We start from the raw sequence: 14,926 nt of genomic DNA on the forward strand, positions 1-14,926 counted from the left end.
GATCACAACAGACCCTAACGGCTGCTTGGACCAAGCCGGAATTGCGCCCCGAATTTGATCTCATTTTCCGGCGTCGTTTCGGGGCGCCGTCCTCGCGGAGCGGGAGATGGGCGATTCGCTCCGATTAGGGCGCGAGGCGGACACATGACGTCCGCGCCGACCCGGCTTTTTTGATGAAAAAGTTCAACCACCTCATTTTCTTACGCTGTGTTCGCCTCGCCTTGTGCGGGCTTTTTCTTGTTTGGAGACCGCGATGGCCATGGGACGATTTTCCTTCTGCCTCCCCTATACTTTGCGAGAAGAGGGTGGGGAGTCGAACGATCCGCGCGATCCAGGCGGCTACACCAATAAGGGCGTAACGCAGAGTCGCTACGATCAGTACCGCAGCGCCGGCCGCATGCCGCGTCAAAGCGTCTCGAGGATTTCCGATACCGAACTGGAAGACCTCTACCGCCGCTGCTATTGGGATGCGGTCAATGGCGAGAAACTACGACCGGGCGAGGATCTATCCGCCTTCGATTTTGCGGTGAATTCGGGTCCGACGCGCGCCCGATCCGCGCTGGCCAAAGCCAGTGTGGGATCCCCGCCGATCGCCACAGTCATCGAAAACATTGCGAATATTCGGCTTTCCTTCCTCCATGCGCTCGGGACCTGGGGCGCCTTCGGTAAGGGCTGGGGCGCGCGCGTGGCGCGGATTGAGGCCGCGAGTTTGAAGATGGCTTCTGCGCCGATCGCCCCGCATGCCGCTGCGGCCAAGGCGCGGCAAAAGGCAAACGCCACTGCTGCAAAGAGAAGCGCCGCCGCGGCTCCCGTAGGCGCCGCTGGGGCGCAGCATTTTCTCGAAAGTCCGTTATGGGTCGCCGCGCTCGTTTTCGTGGCGATGATCGCCGCAACGGCTGTTGTCGCCTATGCGGCATGGCGTCAAAGCCAGCGCGCTGAAGCTCTCGGTGATGCGGCCGCCGCTCAGGCCACCGCCGTGGACCAACTCTTAACTACAAGCGTGGCCCAGGTCGCAGTTGGGCAAGCAAAATCCTGACGCTAAAATCCGGAGATCCTGGAATGATCTGGTTTGCTCTTTTCAGCACGGCGAGCCTCGCCGTCTATTTCCTTCTCATCCGGCCGAAGCTGAAGGAATTCCGCCTCATCGCTGGAATTCTCGGCAAAATCGACGAGGCCGGGCTCTCTGGATGGGAGAAGTTCAAGCTGCGCTTGCTCGGCCAGAAGACCTGGCTTTCCGGCGCCGTCGGCGTGTTTGTGACGGTCCTGCCTGGCGCCCTCGAGAATCTCCACCTCGTGGATTTTTCGGCCTTCTTCGCGGAGGGAGTCGCGCTGAAGATCTCGGGGGCGATCATGTTGCTCATGACCGTGACGCATATTTTCGGAATCGTAAAGGCGGCGCAGATCGAACCGAAAAGGCCTGATCAATGATTGCGCTGCTTCTGCCAATTCTGAATGCGTTGTTCGGCGGCTTCATAAAACCCTTCGTCGCCGCCTGGACGAATTACGAGCGCGCCAAGCTCGATTTGAATGAGAAGGGCTTTGAGGCGGCCGCGTCGTCCGACGCGGCCGTGATGAGCCAGGCGCTCAAATCAGATATCGAACTCAACGCCTTGAAGGTCCAGGTCTACGGCCAGCCGGTCAATCGGCTGATCATGCTGATCGCGGGCGTCCCGCCGGCCATTCATTTCGGCCTGGTCTTCCTTGATACGATCCTCGCCGCAAAATTTCTGTTCGGCGCTCCTGGGCCGCTGGGCGTTCCGAAGCTCCCTGCGCCTTATGACACTTTTGAATGGGCGATCGTCTCGAGTTTTTTCCTCGTTCATGCCGTCGCATTAGGCGCCGGGAATGTCTCGGCATGGCTAAGCCGGAAGGGTGGGTGACGCATGAAAATCATCGTCCTTATCCTGACCTGCCTCGCCTCGACGCCGCAGGAGGCGTGCACGCGAGAAACCGCCCTCGATGTCCGCGAGGTGACGGCGTCACCCGGGGAATGCGGGATGGCCGGTCTGGCGACAGCGGCGGCCGATCCGCGCGGCGGCGACGGACTGCGCCTCAAGATCGTTTGCGGCCGCCCCGTGCGAGAGGAGCGCGCATCAAATGGCGGTTCCTGACGCGACGGATGTCTGGTCGAATATTGTCTCGGGCGGCGTCGGGACGGCGCTTGGCGTGCTGGGAACCATCATTGTCGCGGTGCTCAATCGCCAGCCATCGATGGCGACGATCGTCGACGCGCGCATTCGCACCCTTATCGAGGGATATGAGAAGCACGTCGAAGACCTGCAGCACGAGATCCAGAAGCTGGAGGCCAAGGTTGATACTTTGACACGGGCGCTTGCCGCCGCTCACGCCTATCGCTTTTCGGGAAAAATCGACGACGTCTGATACGAAAATGCTGGCGGGAGCAAAGCGGCGCCTATCAAAAGAACATATCACACGCCGCGCTTTGTCTGACGACTCTCGCAGCGCCGCGGCCTCCCATTTTGCCCCTGTCTCGCTCTAGCGAGGCGGGGGCTTTTTTGCTGTTTCGAGCTCAACTTATGAAAGGCATGATCCAATGCTGTGTTGCGCGAAATTGGCCTCGCGCGGCTTGCAGGAACAAGTATTATGCGCCAACAATCGGGCCGAAAACTTGCATCAGCTGCTTAAAGGGATCGCGTGCAGGTGTCTGGCGATGGGCAGTCCGGGAGGTGGAGGTGACGGCGCGTTTGCTTTCAGTGAACGTCGGCCTGCCGCGCGATATCGACTGGCGCGGGAAGACTGTCCACACCGCCATCTGGAAGACGCCCGTGCAAGGGCGACGCATAGTGCGTCATCTCAACATTGACGGGGATGGGCAGGGAGACATCGCCGGACACGGAGGCGAGCACCGCGCCGTCTTCGTCTATCAGATCGACTCCTATCGCTACTGGCAAATCCAGCTCGGCCGAAACGATTTCACCCATGGGCAGTTCGGCGAGAACTTCACCATTGATGGCTTGTCCGACCAAGACGTGTGCATCGGAGATCAATATCGTATCGGCGGCGCGTTGCTGGAGGTGACGCAGCCGCGCGTCACCTGTTACCGGGTAGGCATCCGAATGCGCGAACCACAGATGGCCGCGCTGCTGGTGGCGCATGGCCGGCCGGGGTTCTACTTTCGTGTTTTGCAGGAAGGCGAGGTGGGAGCCGGCGACGAGATCATGCAGGTCGCCGCGGGCCCCGAACGCATGAGCGTTTTCGAGATCAACGCTCTGCTGTATATGCCCGGTCACCCTCGTGGCCAGCTCGAGCGCGCGCTGCGCATCCCCGCGCTGAGCGCCGGCTGGGGCGCCTCTTTCCAGGCGCTGCTCCAGCAGGACCAAAGCGGCGGCGCCACAACAGGAAACGCGGGGCTTGCTCGGCGGTTTGGACCTGCTCCGGCATGGCCGGGATTTCGCCCGCTTCGGGTTTCGCGAAAATTTCAGGAAAGCAGCAGCGTCCTCTCGCTGACTTTCGAGTCAGTTGACGGATCCTCTCTGACCAAAGCCCTGCCAGGTCAGTTTATCATTCTGCGGCTGAAGGCTGGAGCCAACGCGCCCGCGCTCTTGCGCAGCTATTCGCTATCGGGCGAACCCAGCACTGAACACTATCGCGTAAGCGTAAAGCGCGAACCCCATGGAGCGGCTACCGCATACATCCACGATGAACTGCAGGTTGGCGACGTGCTCGACGTGAGCGCACCCCGGGGCAGCTTCACGCTTCGGCCCGGTGACGGACCTGTTGTGTTCCTAAGCGCCGGCATTGGCGCGACCCCTCTGCTGGCAATGCTCCACGCTTTGGCGGCGGAGGCTTCGGCGCGGGAAATCTGGTGGCTGTACGGAACTCGTGACCATCACGAGCACCCGTTCGCCGCTGAGGCGGACGCCCTCGCGCAAATGTTGGGCCACAGTCGCCGCCGCATTTGCTACAGTTCGCCTGCGGCCGACGATCAGTTGGGAGTCGATTTCGACGCGCGCGGACACATGGATATGGACGGCGTGCGAGAGCTCGGGACGCCGCGAAATGCTGACTTTTACATCTGCGGGCCGCCTACCTTCTTGAGCGATCTCAGCGCTGGTCTCGCCGAATGGGGGGTCGCTTCAAGCAACGTTCACACCGAGATTTTCGGCTCGGGTCCATCCATGACTCCAGGCGTCGCAGCGGCGCCGCGCCCGCGGCCTCATCTGCCGCATGGGGCTCCCGGCAATGGACCTCGCGTCTCGTTTGCCCGGAGCGGCATAGACGTTCACTGGGGTTCGAACTGCCAGAGCCTGCTTGAGCTTGCCGAAGCGTGCGACGTGCCGGTACGATGGTCATGCCGGACGGGCGTTTGCCACACCTGTGAGACGGGGCTTGTGGCCGGGGCCGTGATATATCGGCCCGAGCCAATCGACGCGCCCGCCGGCGGCAATGCGTTGATCTGCTGCTGCCAGCCCCAAGGCGACATCGTCATAGACCTTTGAAATCGAGTTGGGGCCGGCGCCTATCACGATGACCTCGGAATCGCGGCTCGCTACGGCAGCGGTTTTCCGGCCTGCTCCTGGACAATGTATTCGGCGTACCAGTCCGGCTCCCCCCTGGCTGATCTATGCTCGTGTTCGTCGTGCGGGGCGGCCGCGTCCCGAAGCGCAGCTGCGAGTTCCGTCCCCGAATGAAATATTGTATCGTTGGCCTCCACTCGTCCCGGGCAATTGCACGGTAATCGCCTCGAACATCCAGCCATTGACGCCTGGATCGCTGGATGAGGCGAACGAAGCATAGCTGCGCAGGGCAGGGCAGATGACGCGGCCCTCAAGGTGCGCAACGGGTGAAGACAAATCGCACGGCGCGGACTTCCTCTGCACGCTCTCGACAAAGAGTCGCAAAGACTCATTCTTGAGCGGATCCATCAAATGCATGGGATAAACAGGGAAGATAAATATAAGGATTTTTTTGGCAGTTTATAGATGTAGTAAATAATAGATTTTAGCAAATACTGCTGTTATTTAATACGCTATGATTACTGCGAGAATATACAATCATATCCATGATCTTCTTGCTTTATTCGCGGGCCGGCCGTCTGACGCCGGCGTCGCGGGCGGCTTCGCACGCCTTCGCGAGAGGCCAGACGCCAAAATCTTGCCACCCCCGGCACAGACCGCTACACGGTGCAGCGTCAGACCTCAGATATTTGGAGACGAGCCATGCCCTTGAGGCTGGATACGAGGCGCGCGGATTTCGGCGCGGCTTTCGAAGCGCTTCTCGGCGCCAAAAGGGAGTCCGCGGAGGACGTCGACGAAGTCGTGAGGAAGATCATCGCCGAGGTCGCCGCCGAAGGCGATCCGGCGCTCTTTCGCGCGACGAAAAAATTCGACCGCGTCGATCTTGACCGGGTCGGGCTACGAGTCGACGCGGCCGAGATCGACGCGGCGAGCGCTCTTTGCGAGCCCGAGGCTCTCGACGCGCTGGAACTGGCGCACGAGCGCATTGTGGCTTTTCACAAGCGGCAATATCCGCGGAATGAACGCTTCACGGACGCGTTGGGCGTGGAGCTTGGCTGGCGCTGGACTGCGATCGAATCCGTCGGTCTCTATGTCCCCGGCGGGACGGCGAGCTATCCGTCTTCCGTCCTGATGAATGCGGCGCCCGCAAAGGTTGCAGGCGTCGAGCGCATCGTGATGGTCGCCCCCGCTCCAGACGGAAAAATGAATCCGCTCGTGCTGGCGGCCGCCAGATTGGCAGGCGTCGATGAGATTTACCGCATTGGCGGGGCTCAGGCGATTGCCGCGCTCGCTTATGGAACGCAGACCATCCAGCCGGTCGCGAAAATCGTTGGTCCGGGAAACGCCTATGTCGCCGCCGCCAAACGCCGCGTTTTCGGCAAAGTCGGCATCGATATGATCGCTGGTCCGTCAGAGGTGCTGATCATCGCTGACGGCGACGCCAATCCGAACTGGATCGCCGCCGACCTTTTGGCGCAGGCCGAACATGACGCCGCGGCGCAATCCATTCTGATTACCGACGAGCCGATTCTTGCTGATGCCGTCGCGGCGGCCGTAGAGGATCAACTGGCGACGCTGCCTCGTCGCGCGATCGCTGCGGCGAGCTGGCGAGATTTTGGCGCGATCATCATCGTGCAAAATCTTCAGGAAAGCGTCCTCCTGGCCAATCGGCTGGCTGCGGAACACCTTGAAATCGTGGCGGCTGGCGCCGAGGAGCTTAGTCATCAAATCCGCAATGCGGGGGCAATTTTTCTGGGCGGCTTTACGCCGGAGGCGATTGGCGATTATGTCGGCGGGTCCAACCATGTGTTGCCAACCGCGCGCTCGGCGCGCTTTTCTTCCGGCTTGAGTGTGCTGGATTTCATGAAGAAGACGTCAATCCTGAAATGCAGCCGGGATAGCCTCGCGGTTCTTGGCCCCGCAGCGGTCGCCCTCGGTCGCGCGGAGGGTCTGGATGCGCACGCGCGGTCAGTCGCGCTTCGTCTCGAAAAGGGAGCGTCATGAGCGGAACGGATCCAGCCGCACGTAATCGACTTGTTTCTGTCACGCTGGACGAGACGTCGATCGGCCGCAGCACCGCCGACAAGGAGCATGAACGTCAGATCGCGATCTACGATCTCATCGAGGAAAACAGTTTCGGCGTTCCGGGGCACGATGCGGGGCCTTACGGCCTCAAAATCGCCCTGCAGGACTCCAAGCTGGTGCTCGAGATCCTCGACGAGCACAGCGCCCCCTTGGTGACGCATATCCTGTCTTTGACGCCGTTGCGCGGACTGCTCAAAGACTATTTCTTTGTCTGCGAAAGCTATTATGCGGCGATCAGGACCGCGATGCCGGGCCAAATCGAGGCGATCGACATGGGACGGCGCGGCCTCCATAATGAGGGCGCGCAAATGCTGATCGAGCGGCTCAAGGGCAAGATCGACTGCGACATCGATACCGCGAGGCGCATCTTCACCCTGGTCGCCGCTTTGCACTGGAAGGGCTAGCGTCAATGCCCGCGAAAGGGGACGCGAAGGCGCCGCCAGGATGAAGGCCGGAATCAAGGACCGTCCACAATCCATCCTTTTCGCGTGCACGCAAAATTCAGTGCGATCGCCGATGGCGGAGGCGCTGGGAAGGCATTTTTTCGGAAAGGAAATCTATTTCGCGTCCGCTGGCCTGAAGCAGGGAGAACAGGACGGCTTCGCGATCGCTGCGATGGATGAGCTTGGCGTCGACATCAGCCGCCACAATCCGCGCACTTTCGAAGATCTCGAGGATATGTCCTTCGATCTCATCGTAAGCCTGTCGCCGGAAGCGCATCACAAGGTCCTCGACCTCACCCGCACCCTGGCGATTGAGGTTCTCTATTGGCCGACCATCGATCCTACGGCCGTAGAAGGCTCGCGTGAAAGAATGCTCGAAGCCTACCGCGGCACACGCGACGGGCTTTTGGAGCGCATCGAAAAGTTGCTGGACTATCGGCCAATGGGAAATCTTTAATTTATAATTCCGTTTATTTGCGGAACGACGCGCATGCCTGCCGGCTCGCGCCCGCGAGTTCCTCACGTTAGACTCCGGGGCATGAGCGAATCGTCCGCATCCCATCCCCGCCCCTTCCTCGGCGTCGAACGTTCGGCGCTCGGCGCCTGCTGGCGCGACCGGCTTGACGCAGGCGGCCAAGCCAGGGCCGCAGCGATTGCGCAATTGCGCGGCCACGGTGAAATTCTGGCGAGGATCCTTGCCGGGCGCGGGGTAGGGCCCGAGACTTGCGACGAATATCTCGATCCGACGCTGCGGCGCCTGCTCCCCGATCCGTTCTGCATGAAGGACATGGAGCCGGCGGCCGCACGGATCGCCGAGGCCGTAGAACGATCGCGCAAACTCGCGATTTTTGGCGATTATGACGTCGACGGCGCGGCTTCCGCCGCGCTCCTTGCTGATTATTTTACGGCCTGCGGCGTCGAAGCCGTTGTCTATATCCCCGACCGTATCGTTGAAGGCTATGGTCCGAATGTCGAAGCGATCCGCCAGCTTGCCGCGGCCGGCTGTCAGCTTCTGATCACTGTCGATTGCGGCACGATGAGCCATGATCCCCTGGCGGAAGCGACCGCGCTCGGGCTCGAGCCGATCGTCCTTGACCATCATCAAGCTCCGGAAATCCTGCCGGACGCGCTCGTCGTCAATCCCAATCGGCAGGATGATTTATCCCGTCTTGGCGCGCTCTGCGCCGCGGGCGTCGTTTTCCTGACATTGATCGCCGTCAATCGGATGCTCCGGGAAAGAGGATTTTTCGCGCTACGCCCGGAGCCCGATCTCCTCGGCGGGCTTGATCTGGTTTCGCTCGCGACAGTGGCGGATGTCGCGCCTCTCGGGGGGCTGAACCGCGCCTTTGTCACCAAGGGCCTCGCGGTGATGCGCCAACGCCTGCGCCCGGGCCTGAACGCCCTGTTCGACGTCGCGAAACTGGACGGTCCACCGACCCCCTATCACCTCGGTTTTCTGATAGGCCCGCGCATCAACGCCGGCGGGCGAATCGGCGACGCGGCGCTTGGCGCGCGCCTCCTCAGCATCGCCGACCCGATCGAGGCGAAGCGCATCGCCGAAGACCTCGATCGTCTCAATCGCGAGCGGCAGGTGATCGAAAGCGGAACCCTTGACGAAGCGGAGGCGCAGGCGATCGCCGGCGGCCTCTCGGCCGATGCCGCCGCCATTGTCGTCGCCTCGGAGGGGTGGCATCCGGGCGTTGTCGGCCTTGTCGCCTCGAGGCTGAAGGAAAATCAGCGCAGGCCTGCCTTCGCGATTGCTTTTTCTGGAGATGTCGGCGTCGGTTCGGGGCGATCCATTCCGGGCGTCGATCTCGGCGCCGTGGTGCGCGCGGCGGTCGAAGCCGGAATTCTGGTCAAGGGCGGCGGCCACGCGATGGCGGCTGGAATTACGATCGCCAAAAACCGTCTGGACGATTTTCGCGCCTTCCTCGACGCGAGCCTGGCCGAAAAACGGGGAGGCGAGGGCGCCCATGCGCTGTTGGTTGACGCCGCGCTGACGGCCGGCGGGGCGACCACGACCCTCGTAAAATCCCTGGAGCAGGCGGGTCCCTATGGCGCCGGCAATTCCGAGCCGGTATTCGCTCTACCGGCGCACAGGCTGACCCGGGTCACGGAGGTTGGCAATGGCCACCTCCAGCTGCGCGCGGAAGCTGGCGACGGCGCGAGGATCGATGGAATAGCGTTTCGGGCGGCGACGCAGCCGCTCGAAAAGGCGCTGCGAGCCGCGCTCGGCTCATCGGTCCATCTGGCCGGGACGCTGGCGCTCGATAGCTGGGGCGGAACCCAGCGCGTGCGACTGCGGCTCCTCGATCTCGCGCCGGCGCGCGGACCGCGCGCCTCATAACTCGTGTTTTGCGAACTTGCCAGTCCGACGATCGCGCTTTATATGTCGCGCCGCTGAGGGCGGCGTCGATCATTGATGTGCGCCCCGGCCCCCGCGCCCATCGTCTAGCGGTCTAGGACGTCGCCCTTTCACGGCGAAAACAGGGGTTCGATTCCCCTTGGGCGCGCCAACGAAATCAAAGACTTACGTACAATTTCCATTTGTGGGCGCCAGTCATACGGAAAATGTACGGAAAACATGCGCTCGGACATTCTCGGAAAATCTCGGACTATTTGATTTCTAACCCGCCCTTTAGATGGCTCTGGTCAAAGCATTTTTTGCTCGGTGGACGTTCATATCAGCGGGACCGTTTCGTGGGCGAGCGCATCCGAATGATGGTTTGATGAGTTGGCTATTGGGCAGTGTTCAGTTTGAAATGCGAGGGCCTTGACGCGCGCTCGCTTTGGCTTGATCTCCCTGCTATGCTTACCGGAAAGCAGGAGCAATAAATGGCTGAAATTCCTTCTGCAGAAGAGAGCGCTCGGAAAATCCTTCGCGTTTTAGTGGATGATGGGTCGCTTTCGGGGCAAGGCGGCCCGATACCCCAAGTGCAGCATCGGTTTGCAGCGGCAGTGGGTGCCTACGCCGATTTTGACAAGGCCAAGGATTATGCTCTTAAAAAGAAATGGCTTATTCTCGGCCAAAACAATTTTCTATTATTGACGGATTCCGGGTTTAAGGAGGCGTAAATGCCAACCGGACCTGAAGGCGAGAAGCTCCCCGCCGACGTAATCGGCAACGCCGTGAAGGCCATGCGCATTGCCACGGGCAAAGAGGACCTCGGCCCCGCGACCGGCAAAACGTGGCTGCGCGAGAACTTTGGACGAAAGGGGAAGCCAAAGCTCGCATTTGACCGAAGCCCAACGCCAAGAAATCGCAAAAAAGGCCGCTAATTGACGGTGGGGAAGAGATCGCCCTGTTCGGGGCTCGAAAGAGCAGATTTGGCCTTTTCGTCTAACAATCCATCTTGAATGCCCTTCATAATTACAAAGGGCTGCATCGCTGGATTACTAAACCGATAACGGTAGATTCTTTCTGAGCCGATTTGCTGCAAAACGTCACCGCGCTTATCGCTGGCGAGTTCCTTAAGGTTTGGGTTGAACCCGTCAATTCCAATTGACTTTTTGAGGATGCTAGTGAGGGGGGCCTGAACTTGCTTCGCAGTGAAATAACCGCTCTCGTCTGTCTTGGCCAACGCGCAAGCAGTCAATATCTGACGGAATCGGGCTTTAGCTTGATTACTCCTGATGGCTGTCTCGTAGTCTTTTTTTAGTGTGTTCTGTGAGCTTGATAGAAGAGCGCTAATAGAACTATCAACATCAACCTCGCCGACGGACAACCGTTTCGAATCGATTGCCGATAGGACAGCGCCTCGACCGAGACCATGACAGAAAGCTGGCAATCCCTTGCTTAAATTTATAATTTTCCATTTTGCGTCACCTATAATTTTCATACCAAGTTTTGATGTTCTGCTCTCAAGAAGAGCCTGCATTTCGACGCTATCCATGCGAGGCATCAATATTTCCTCACAACACCTCGAAATAGATGCGTGACCTTCTATCAGATCTTCGACAGTATCGCTTATCCCAACGATAACGATTGTTACATTAAGGCCAGCGTCAGATACGGCTTTGATCGTTTCTGCCATATTATGAGAAGAGTCTTTGTCTTTTATCAGATTGTATTCATCGATAACAATTATCGGAATGTCATTTTCTTTGAAATTCGACAGCTCTCGAACGACATCACTAGGCGTTACGCCAGCTGAGTACATATCAGAGACAGAATACAGTTTAATTCCATCGCCTATATCGACTTTGAATTTGATACTCTTAAAAATATCCATCCAAATTGAAGAATAGTTGTCTGATGAAAAGGCAGCCTTTCTAATATATACCACTTCGGACGTTTTCCTCGGCACAAAATACTGCAATATTTGAGCTACAGATGTTTTGCCGACTCCGGGCTCGCCGTAAATTATTGCGTGGCGACCCCTTTCCGAAACCGTCTCGATGAGCTTCCGAATCTGCGGCGTGCGTCCAGCGAAAGCCTCTGCCATATTAATAGGGGTCGATGGCGTAAAGTGCTGGCCAGCCTCAAAACGGAGGGCTGCCCAGTCCTCGTCGGTTCTCTGCGTTGCCATTAGTGCGATCAATTAGCTATCTAGTGATGACACTTGATGTCTAATTGATTGCTCAACAATGGTCAATGATCGCCCTTTGATTGACACTAAGTGTGAAGGTCAAGCTTCCTGTTGCCACCCGCGCTCAAAAATCCTTTCGATCCTTTGCGAAGCCGCTGCAATGCGCTCTGCCACGCGGCTGGCGAACAAATCGATCAGCACTGTTTTGAAGCTTCTTGAAGACGCGAGCAGATTCTGCGGGCTTCCACGACGCAAAGGCACGCAACGTGAAGACAAGCCCGTTCAAGTCGATGAAATTTGGTCATTCACGGTGGCGAAGCAGAAGAACGTCGCGGGGGGGGGGGGCGTCGCTGAACCCATTCGGCATGACCGAGGTCAATATTACGAAGCTCTAAAAGAAGCTGATCTTGCTTGAATAAACGGAGATCTTCGCTTCGAAAAATGGAGGAGAATCTAGCTCGTCTGGTGATGAAAAAGCTATGAACTCCTGCTCGCAACCGACAGTATAAATAGCGTTACCGCCGCGAGAGAATCCTAATTTCAAACTGAGTTACCACCGACTATTGCGATACGATGGGGCGGCCCGCCAAATTGGTGATGAGGGGAGCGAGCCCTTTGGGTGGCGGACCGAACGTCTGGCCCAGAACGCTTTCGAGGTTGCAATGACCGCAAGACAGCACCATTACGTCCCGCAATGCTATCTCAAGGGTTTTGTTTCGAATCGAGAGAAGCCAAGGCTGTTCGCTGTTGACTTCAAAGAGCGACGCATATTCTCGCCTAACCCCAAGAATGTTGCCGCAGAGCGTGACTTTCACACAATTGACGTTGAGGGCCGCCCCCCCGATGCGCTTGAAAATGCGTTCTCTGGATTTGAAACCGAACTAGATCAAGCTCTCAAGCGAATTATCAGCGCCCGTTCGATCAAAAATGAAAACGATCGCGCCCTTATCTTCAATCTAATTGGTTTGATGGCCACAAAGAACCCTCGGCTGCGCGAAAATTTTCGCGCAGCACATGAGCGAACCGCAAAGATGATGATGGACTTAGCGGCTGCCACGCCGGAGGGTTGGGCGTATCAAGTTCGGCGCGCAAAAGAGGATGGTTTTCTCCCTGCTGACGCGGATGCCGACTATGAAAAGATGCGCGAATTTCTGAATCGAGACGATTTCAGAATCGAGACGGAAACATCGATGCATTTACAAATGGAACTACAGACATTTGATAAAATACTTCCCCTCATTTTTAGTCGCCGCTGGATGCTGTTCCGAACCCCGCCGAATGCGCCCGGTTTCATCACGTCAGATCACCCGATGTGCATAATGTGGTCTGACCCAGCAAGGCGTGGAATATATCCTACTGGCCTTGGGCTTCGTAACACCCAACTGCTTTTTCCAATTTCGAACGAACTGGCGATAATTGGTTCCTTTGAAATTGATGATGGCGACGAGGTCGATGCAGACGAGTCTCTAATCGCGCAAATCAACGGAAACATCATTTTGCATTCGATGACTCAGGTCTACGGCCGCGATGGCAATTTTCCCTACATGATGAATCACCACACTAAGGTCATGCGTGGCGCCGGGCTTTTGGAGGACCGGCTTTGGGAAGGTCCTTAAAAGCGGCAGCGCGATGCATAAGATCAAGTAGCTGTTAAGCGTGTCTGGCCCGGCATTTTAAGGAAGCGTGCAGCTAGCTTGCGAATTAATAGTTCGACGCCCTCCGACTGTCTTCCTGAAGTCAGGGATGATCGCCTCAATCTTTTTCGCCGTTGTTCATGGGAGAGCCTGAAGGCTCCCCCGTACTGGGCGCTTGCACAGTCTTTAACCGCTGAATTTTCTCGCCGATGGCGTCGAGCTTTCTTTGCAGCGATTTGTCGGCTTGTGTCTCGTCGATCTTATCGTTGGATTTAAGCGACGCGTCCTTGCCGATCAGTTTCAGTTGCCGATCTATAACTGCAATTACGCACTCTGCCGCGCGGGGGTTTCCAGCTTCGGCGCTGGCCATATGCGCGCGAAGAAGCCGCTCCAGCCGAAGATTCGTAATTTTCAGAAACTCGGTAGCCGACAAATCGACTTTTTTCTCAATCGCTTCACCGATTAGGTCGGATACACGCTTGACCGAAATCTTTTCCGCTTTTGCGATATCGGAAAGGGTATGTCCGGCAGTTCGCCAGTCGAGGATTCGCGCGATTCGATCAGCGCGCATGATCGCCTGCGGACTCGTTTTCGATACGCGGCGGATCGTGTCCGCGACGTAAGATGGAGCGAGGTGCGCGTAGTGCATTTCCGCCATGCGCGTTCCTGAATGGCCGAGCGCTTCCGCCACGACCATAAGAGGCGCGCCGGCCCGCACCATCGTGCTGGCGTAGGAGTGGCGCAATTCGTGAAGCGTGATGTGGCTGAGTTCGGCGCGGGCGACCGCGGCCTTGAACTCGCGCTGATAGGCAGCCGCCTTCCAGCGGCCGCGGGCGTGAGCGAGGAGAGGCGCCGTTTTCTCGCGATTGGCTGAGAGACGCTCGAAAAGCGCGATGCAGCCGGCCGTCAGCGGAATATGCCGCGCCTTGCCGCTCTTGCTCTCTGCAATGAAGACCGATCCGTTAATGGGATCGAAGTCGCGAACAGAGAGCCGTGCAAGCTCGCCGAAGCGCGCGCCGGTCATGAGAGCGGCCGCGACGAGATCACGCAATTCGGCCTCTGCGCTGTTCACAAGCGCCTGCTGCTCGGCCGCAGTCAGAAACCGAACGCGGGCCGACGTCGTGCTGCGATAGGGTTTGACAAGGCGCCAGGCGCTATTGTCGTCGACGAGCCGGTGGTCGAACGCCCAATTGAGCGCGGCCTTCAATGTCGTCAGCGTCCGGTTGGCCGTGTCGCGCCGCCTGCGCGCTGCCTCGGGGTCCGAAAGATCGACGGCGCGCGTATTCACCTTCGTCGCGAATTTCCCGGTCCGCAGCTTCTTCGGCGTGGCAACCATGCTGTCGCGCCATTTGCGCACCTGGTCGACGGTCAGCGCGGCGACGAGCGATTTGCCGAGCTTCGGCCGAATGTGCAGGCCGGCGCGCGACTTGGCGTCGTAAATCGACTTCATACCTTCGGAGGCTTTAGCTTCGAAATATTGGTCGAGCACCTCGCCGACGGTTAAGCCCGTGGTCGCCCCGCTGCCGGCGCGCAGTTTCTTGAGCCAGAGGCGGGCGGCTTCCTTCGCTTGCTCGCACGACAGCACGCGCGTGGACTTGCCCCGGTTTAGTGGAGAGGCAAACGGTCGTCAGTTTGCTGCTCGCTCGAACTGAGCGGGGCTCCTATAGCCGAGCGCCGAGTGGCGCCGGATCGGATTGTAGAAGCCGTCGATATAGCGGGCAATGGCGGTGGTCGCGTCCTGGCGGGTCAGGAAGACG

At 58.7% G+C, this 14,926-nt stretch carries 17 protein-coding genes and 1 tRNA gene; 15 read left to right on the top strand and 3 right to left on the bottom strand.

Annotation, left to right across the window (positions count from 1 at the left end; all coding sequences use genetic code 11):
* Positions 1-253 precede the first annotated feature (253 nt).
* The 12 genes from CR492_RS13465 to CR492_RS20525 all read left to right on the top strand — a co-directional run bounded on the left by CR492_RS13465 (position 254) and on the right by CR492_RS20525 (position 10,081).
* Positions 254-1,036 (top strand): glycoside hydrolase family 108 protein, encoded by a 783-nt coding sequence (locus CR492_RS13465; protein ID WP_102844254.1) that lies wholly within the window; start codon positions 254-256, stop codon positions 1,034-1,036.
* Between the two features lie 23 nt (positions 1,037-1,059).
* A complete protein-coding gene (locus CR492_RS13470) occupies positions 1,060-1,428 on the top strand; it encodes a hypothetical protein (protein WP_102844255.1) in 369 nt (122 codons plus the stop codon).
* Positions 1,425-1,880: a hypothetical protein gene (locus tag CR492_RS13475; RefSeq protein WP_102844256.1), complete on the top strand. Its 456-nt coding sequence runs from the start codon at positions 1,425-1,427 to the stop codon at positions 1,878-1,880. Before CR492_RS13470 ends, CR492_RS13475 begins: the two co-directional genes overlap by 4 nt.
* Positions 1,881-1,883: 3 nt before the next feature.
* Complete coding sequence (locus CR492_RS13480) at positions 1,884-2,111, top strand: hypothetical protein (protein WP_102844257.1); 228 nt, start codon at positions 1,884-1,886, stop codon at positions 2,109-2,111.
* Entirely contained in the window at positions 2,098-2,382 is a 285-nt protein-coding gene (locus tag CR492_RS13485) for a hypothetical protein (RefSeq protein WP_102844258.1), read from the top strand. Before CR492_RS13480 ends, CR492_RS13485 begins: the two co-directional genes overlap by 14 nt.
* Before the next feature lie 311 nt (positions 2,383-2,693).
* Positions 2,694-4,460 carry an MOSC and FAD-binding oxidoreductase domain-containing protein gene (locus tag CR492_RS13490; RefSeq protein ID WP_102844278.1) on the top strand — a complete coding sequence of 589 codons (1,767 nt, stop codon included), beginning with the start codon at positions 2,694-2,696 and terminating at the stop codon, positions 4,458-4,460.
* Between the two features lie 720 nt (positions 4,461-5,180).
* Positions 5,181-6,482, top strand: coding sequence for a histidinol dehydrogenase (gene hisD, locus CR492_RS13495; protein ID WP_102844259.1), 1,302 nt, complete (start codon positions 5,181-5,183; stop codon positions 6,480-6,482).
* Positions 6,479-6,967 (top strand): UPF0262 family protein, encoded by a 489-nt coding sequence (locus CR492_RS13500; protein WP_102844260.1) that lies wholly within the window; start codon positions 6,479-6,481, stop codon positions 6,965-6,967. Before hisD ends, CR492_RS13500 begins: the two co-directional genes overlap by 4 nt.
* A gap of 40 nt (positions 6,968-7,007) precedes the next feature.
* Positions 7,008-7,463 carry a low molecular weight phosphatase family protein gene (locus CR492_RS13505; protein WP_102844261.1) on the top strand — a complete coding sequence of 152 codons (456 nt, stop codon included), beginning with the start codon at positions 7,008-7,010 and terminating at the stop codon, positions 7,461-7,463.
* A gap of 81 nt (positions 7,464-7,544) precedes the next feature.
* A complete protein-coding gene (recJ, locus tag CR492_RS13510) occupies positions 7,545-9,353 on the top strand; it encodes a single-stranded-DNA-specific exonuclease RecJ (protein WP_102844262.1) in 1,809 nt (602 codons plus the stop codon).
* 93 nt (positions 9,354-9,446) lie between these two features.
* A tRNA-Glu gene (locus CR492_RS13515) sits at positions 9,447-9,522 on the top strand.
* A 319-nt stretch (positions 9,523-9,841) separates the two neighbouring features.
* Complete coding sequence (locus CR492_RS20525; protein ID WP_146030264.1) at positions 9,842-10,081, top strand: hypothetical protein; 240 nt, start codon at positions 9,842-9,844, stop codon at positions 10,079-10,081.
* Between the two features lie 200 nt (positions 10,082-10,281).
* Here the strand turns inward: CR492_RS20525 and CR492_RS13525 are convergent, their stop codons facing one another.
* A complete protein-coding gene (locus tag CR492_RS13525; protein WP_146030265.1) occupies positions 10,282-11,547 on the bottom strand; it encodes an AAA family ATPase in 1,266 nt (421 codons plus the stop codon).
* A gap of 46 nt (positions 11,548-11,593) precedes the next feature.
* Here CR492_RS13525 and CR492_RS20530 point away from each other — a divergent pair, with 46 nt between their 5' ends.
* The gene (locus CR492_RS20530; protein ID WP_146030266.1) at positions 11,594-11,950 is read left to right on the top strand and encodes a hypothetical protein; all 357 of its coding nucleotides are present in this window, start codon (positions 11,594-11,596) and stop codon (positions 11,948-11,950) included.
* Between the two features lie 247 nt (positions 11,951-12,197).
* Complete coding sequence (locus tag CR492_RS13530) at positions 12,198-13,151, top strand: DUF4238 domain-containing protein (protein WP_146030267.1); 954 nt, start codon at positions 12,198-12,200, stop codon at positions 13,149-13,151.
* Between the two features lie 136 nt (positions 13,152-13,287).
* Here the strand turns inward: CR492_RS13530 and CR492_RS13535 are convergent, their stop codons facing one another.
* The gene (locus CR492_RS13535; RefSeq protein WP_280951545.1) at positions 13,288-14,376 is read right to left on the bottom strand and encodes a tyrosine-type recombinase/integrase; all 1,089 of its coding nucleotides are present in this window, start codon (positions 14,374-14,376) and stop codon (positions 13,288-13,290) included.
* Here CR492_RS13535 and CR492_RS21170 point away from each other — a divergent pair.
* Entirely contained in the window at positions 14,327-14,608 is a 282-nt protein-coding gene (locus CR492_RS21170; RefSeq protein WP_245412081.1) for a hypothetical protein, read from the top strand. The genes CR492_RS13535 and CR492_RS21170 overlap by 50 nt on opposite strands.
* 188 nt (positions 14,609-14,796) lie before the next feature.
* On the opposite strand, the gene CR492_RS13540 is transcribed toward CR492_RS21170, so the two are convergent.
* Positions 14,797-14,926 (bottom strand): IS3 family transposase (locus CR492_RS13540; protein WP_146030260.1); only part of this gene is annotated, 130 nt, incomplete at its 5' end.

Source organism: Methylocella silvestris, from assembly GCF_002891535.1.
Classification (GTDB): domain Bacteria; phylum Pseudomonadota; class Alphaproteobacteria; order Rhizobiales; family Beijerinckiaceae; genus Methylocapsa; species Methylocapsa silvestris_A.

What these genes read in the sequence shown, in the direction of transcription:
- CR492_RS13465 (WP_102844254.1), top strand. Translation starts at nt 254, where the DNA reads ATGGCCATGGGACGATTTTCCTTCTGCCTCCCCTATACTTTGCGAGAA.
- CR492_RS13470 (WP_102844255.1), top strand. Translation starts at nt 1,060, where the DNA reads ATGATCTGGTTTGCTCTTTTCAGCACGGCGAGCCTCGCCGTCTATTTC.
- CR492_RS13475 (WP_102844256.1), top strand. Translation starts at nt 1,425, where the DNA reads ATGATTGCGCTGCTTCTGCCAATTCTGAATGCGTTGTTCGGCGGCTTC.
- CR492_RS13480 (WP_102844257.1), top strand. Translation starts at nt 1,884, where the DNA reads ATGAAAATCATCGTCCTTATCCTGACCTGCCTCGCCTCGACGCCGCAG.
- CR492_RS13485 (WP_102844258.1), top strand. Translation starts at nt 2,098, where the DNA reads ATGGCGGTTCCTGACGCGACGGATGTCTGGTCGAATATTGTCTCGGGC.
- hisD (WP_102844259.1), top strand. Translation starts at nt 5,181, where the DNA reads ATGCCCTTGAGGCTGGATACGAGGCGCGCGGATTTCGGCGCGGCTTTC.
- CR492_RS13500 (WP_102844260.1), top strand. Translation starts at nt 6,479, where the DNA reads ATGAGCGGAACGGATCCAGCCGCACGTAATCGACTTGTTTCTGTCACG.
- CR492_RS13505 (WP_102844261.1), top strand. Translation starts at nt 7,008, where the DNA reads ATGAAGGCCGGAATCAAGGACCGTCCACAATCCATCCTTTTCGCGTGC.
- recJ (WP_102844262.1), top strand. Translation starts at nt 7,545, where the DNA reads ATGAGCGAATCGTCCGCATCCCATCCCCGCCCCTTCCTCGGCGTCGAA.
- CR492_RS20525 (WP_146030264.1), top strand. Translation starts at nt 9,842, where the DNA reads ATGGCTGAAATTCCTTCTGCAGAAGAGAGCGCTCGGAAAATCCTTCGC.
- CR492_RS20530 (WP_146030266.1), top strand. Translation starts at nt 11,594, where the DNA reads ATGGTCAATGATCGCCCTTTGATTGACACTAAGTGTGAAGGTCAAGCT.
- CR492_RS13530 (WP_146030267.1), top strand. Translation starts at nt 12,198, where the DNA reads ATGACCGCAAGACAGCACCATTACGTCCCGCAATGCTATCTCAAGGGT.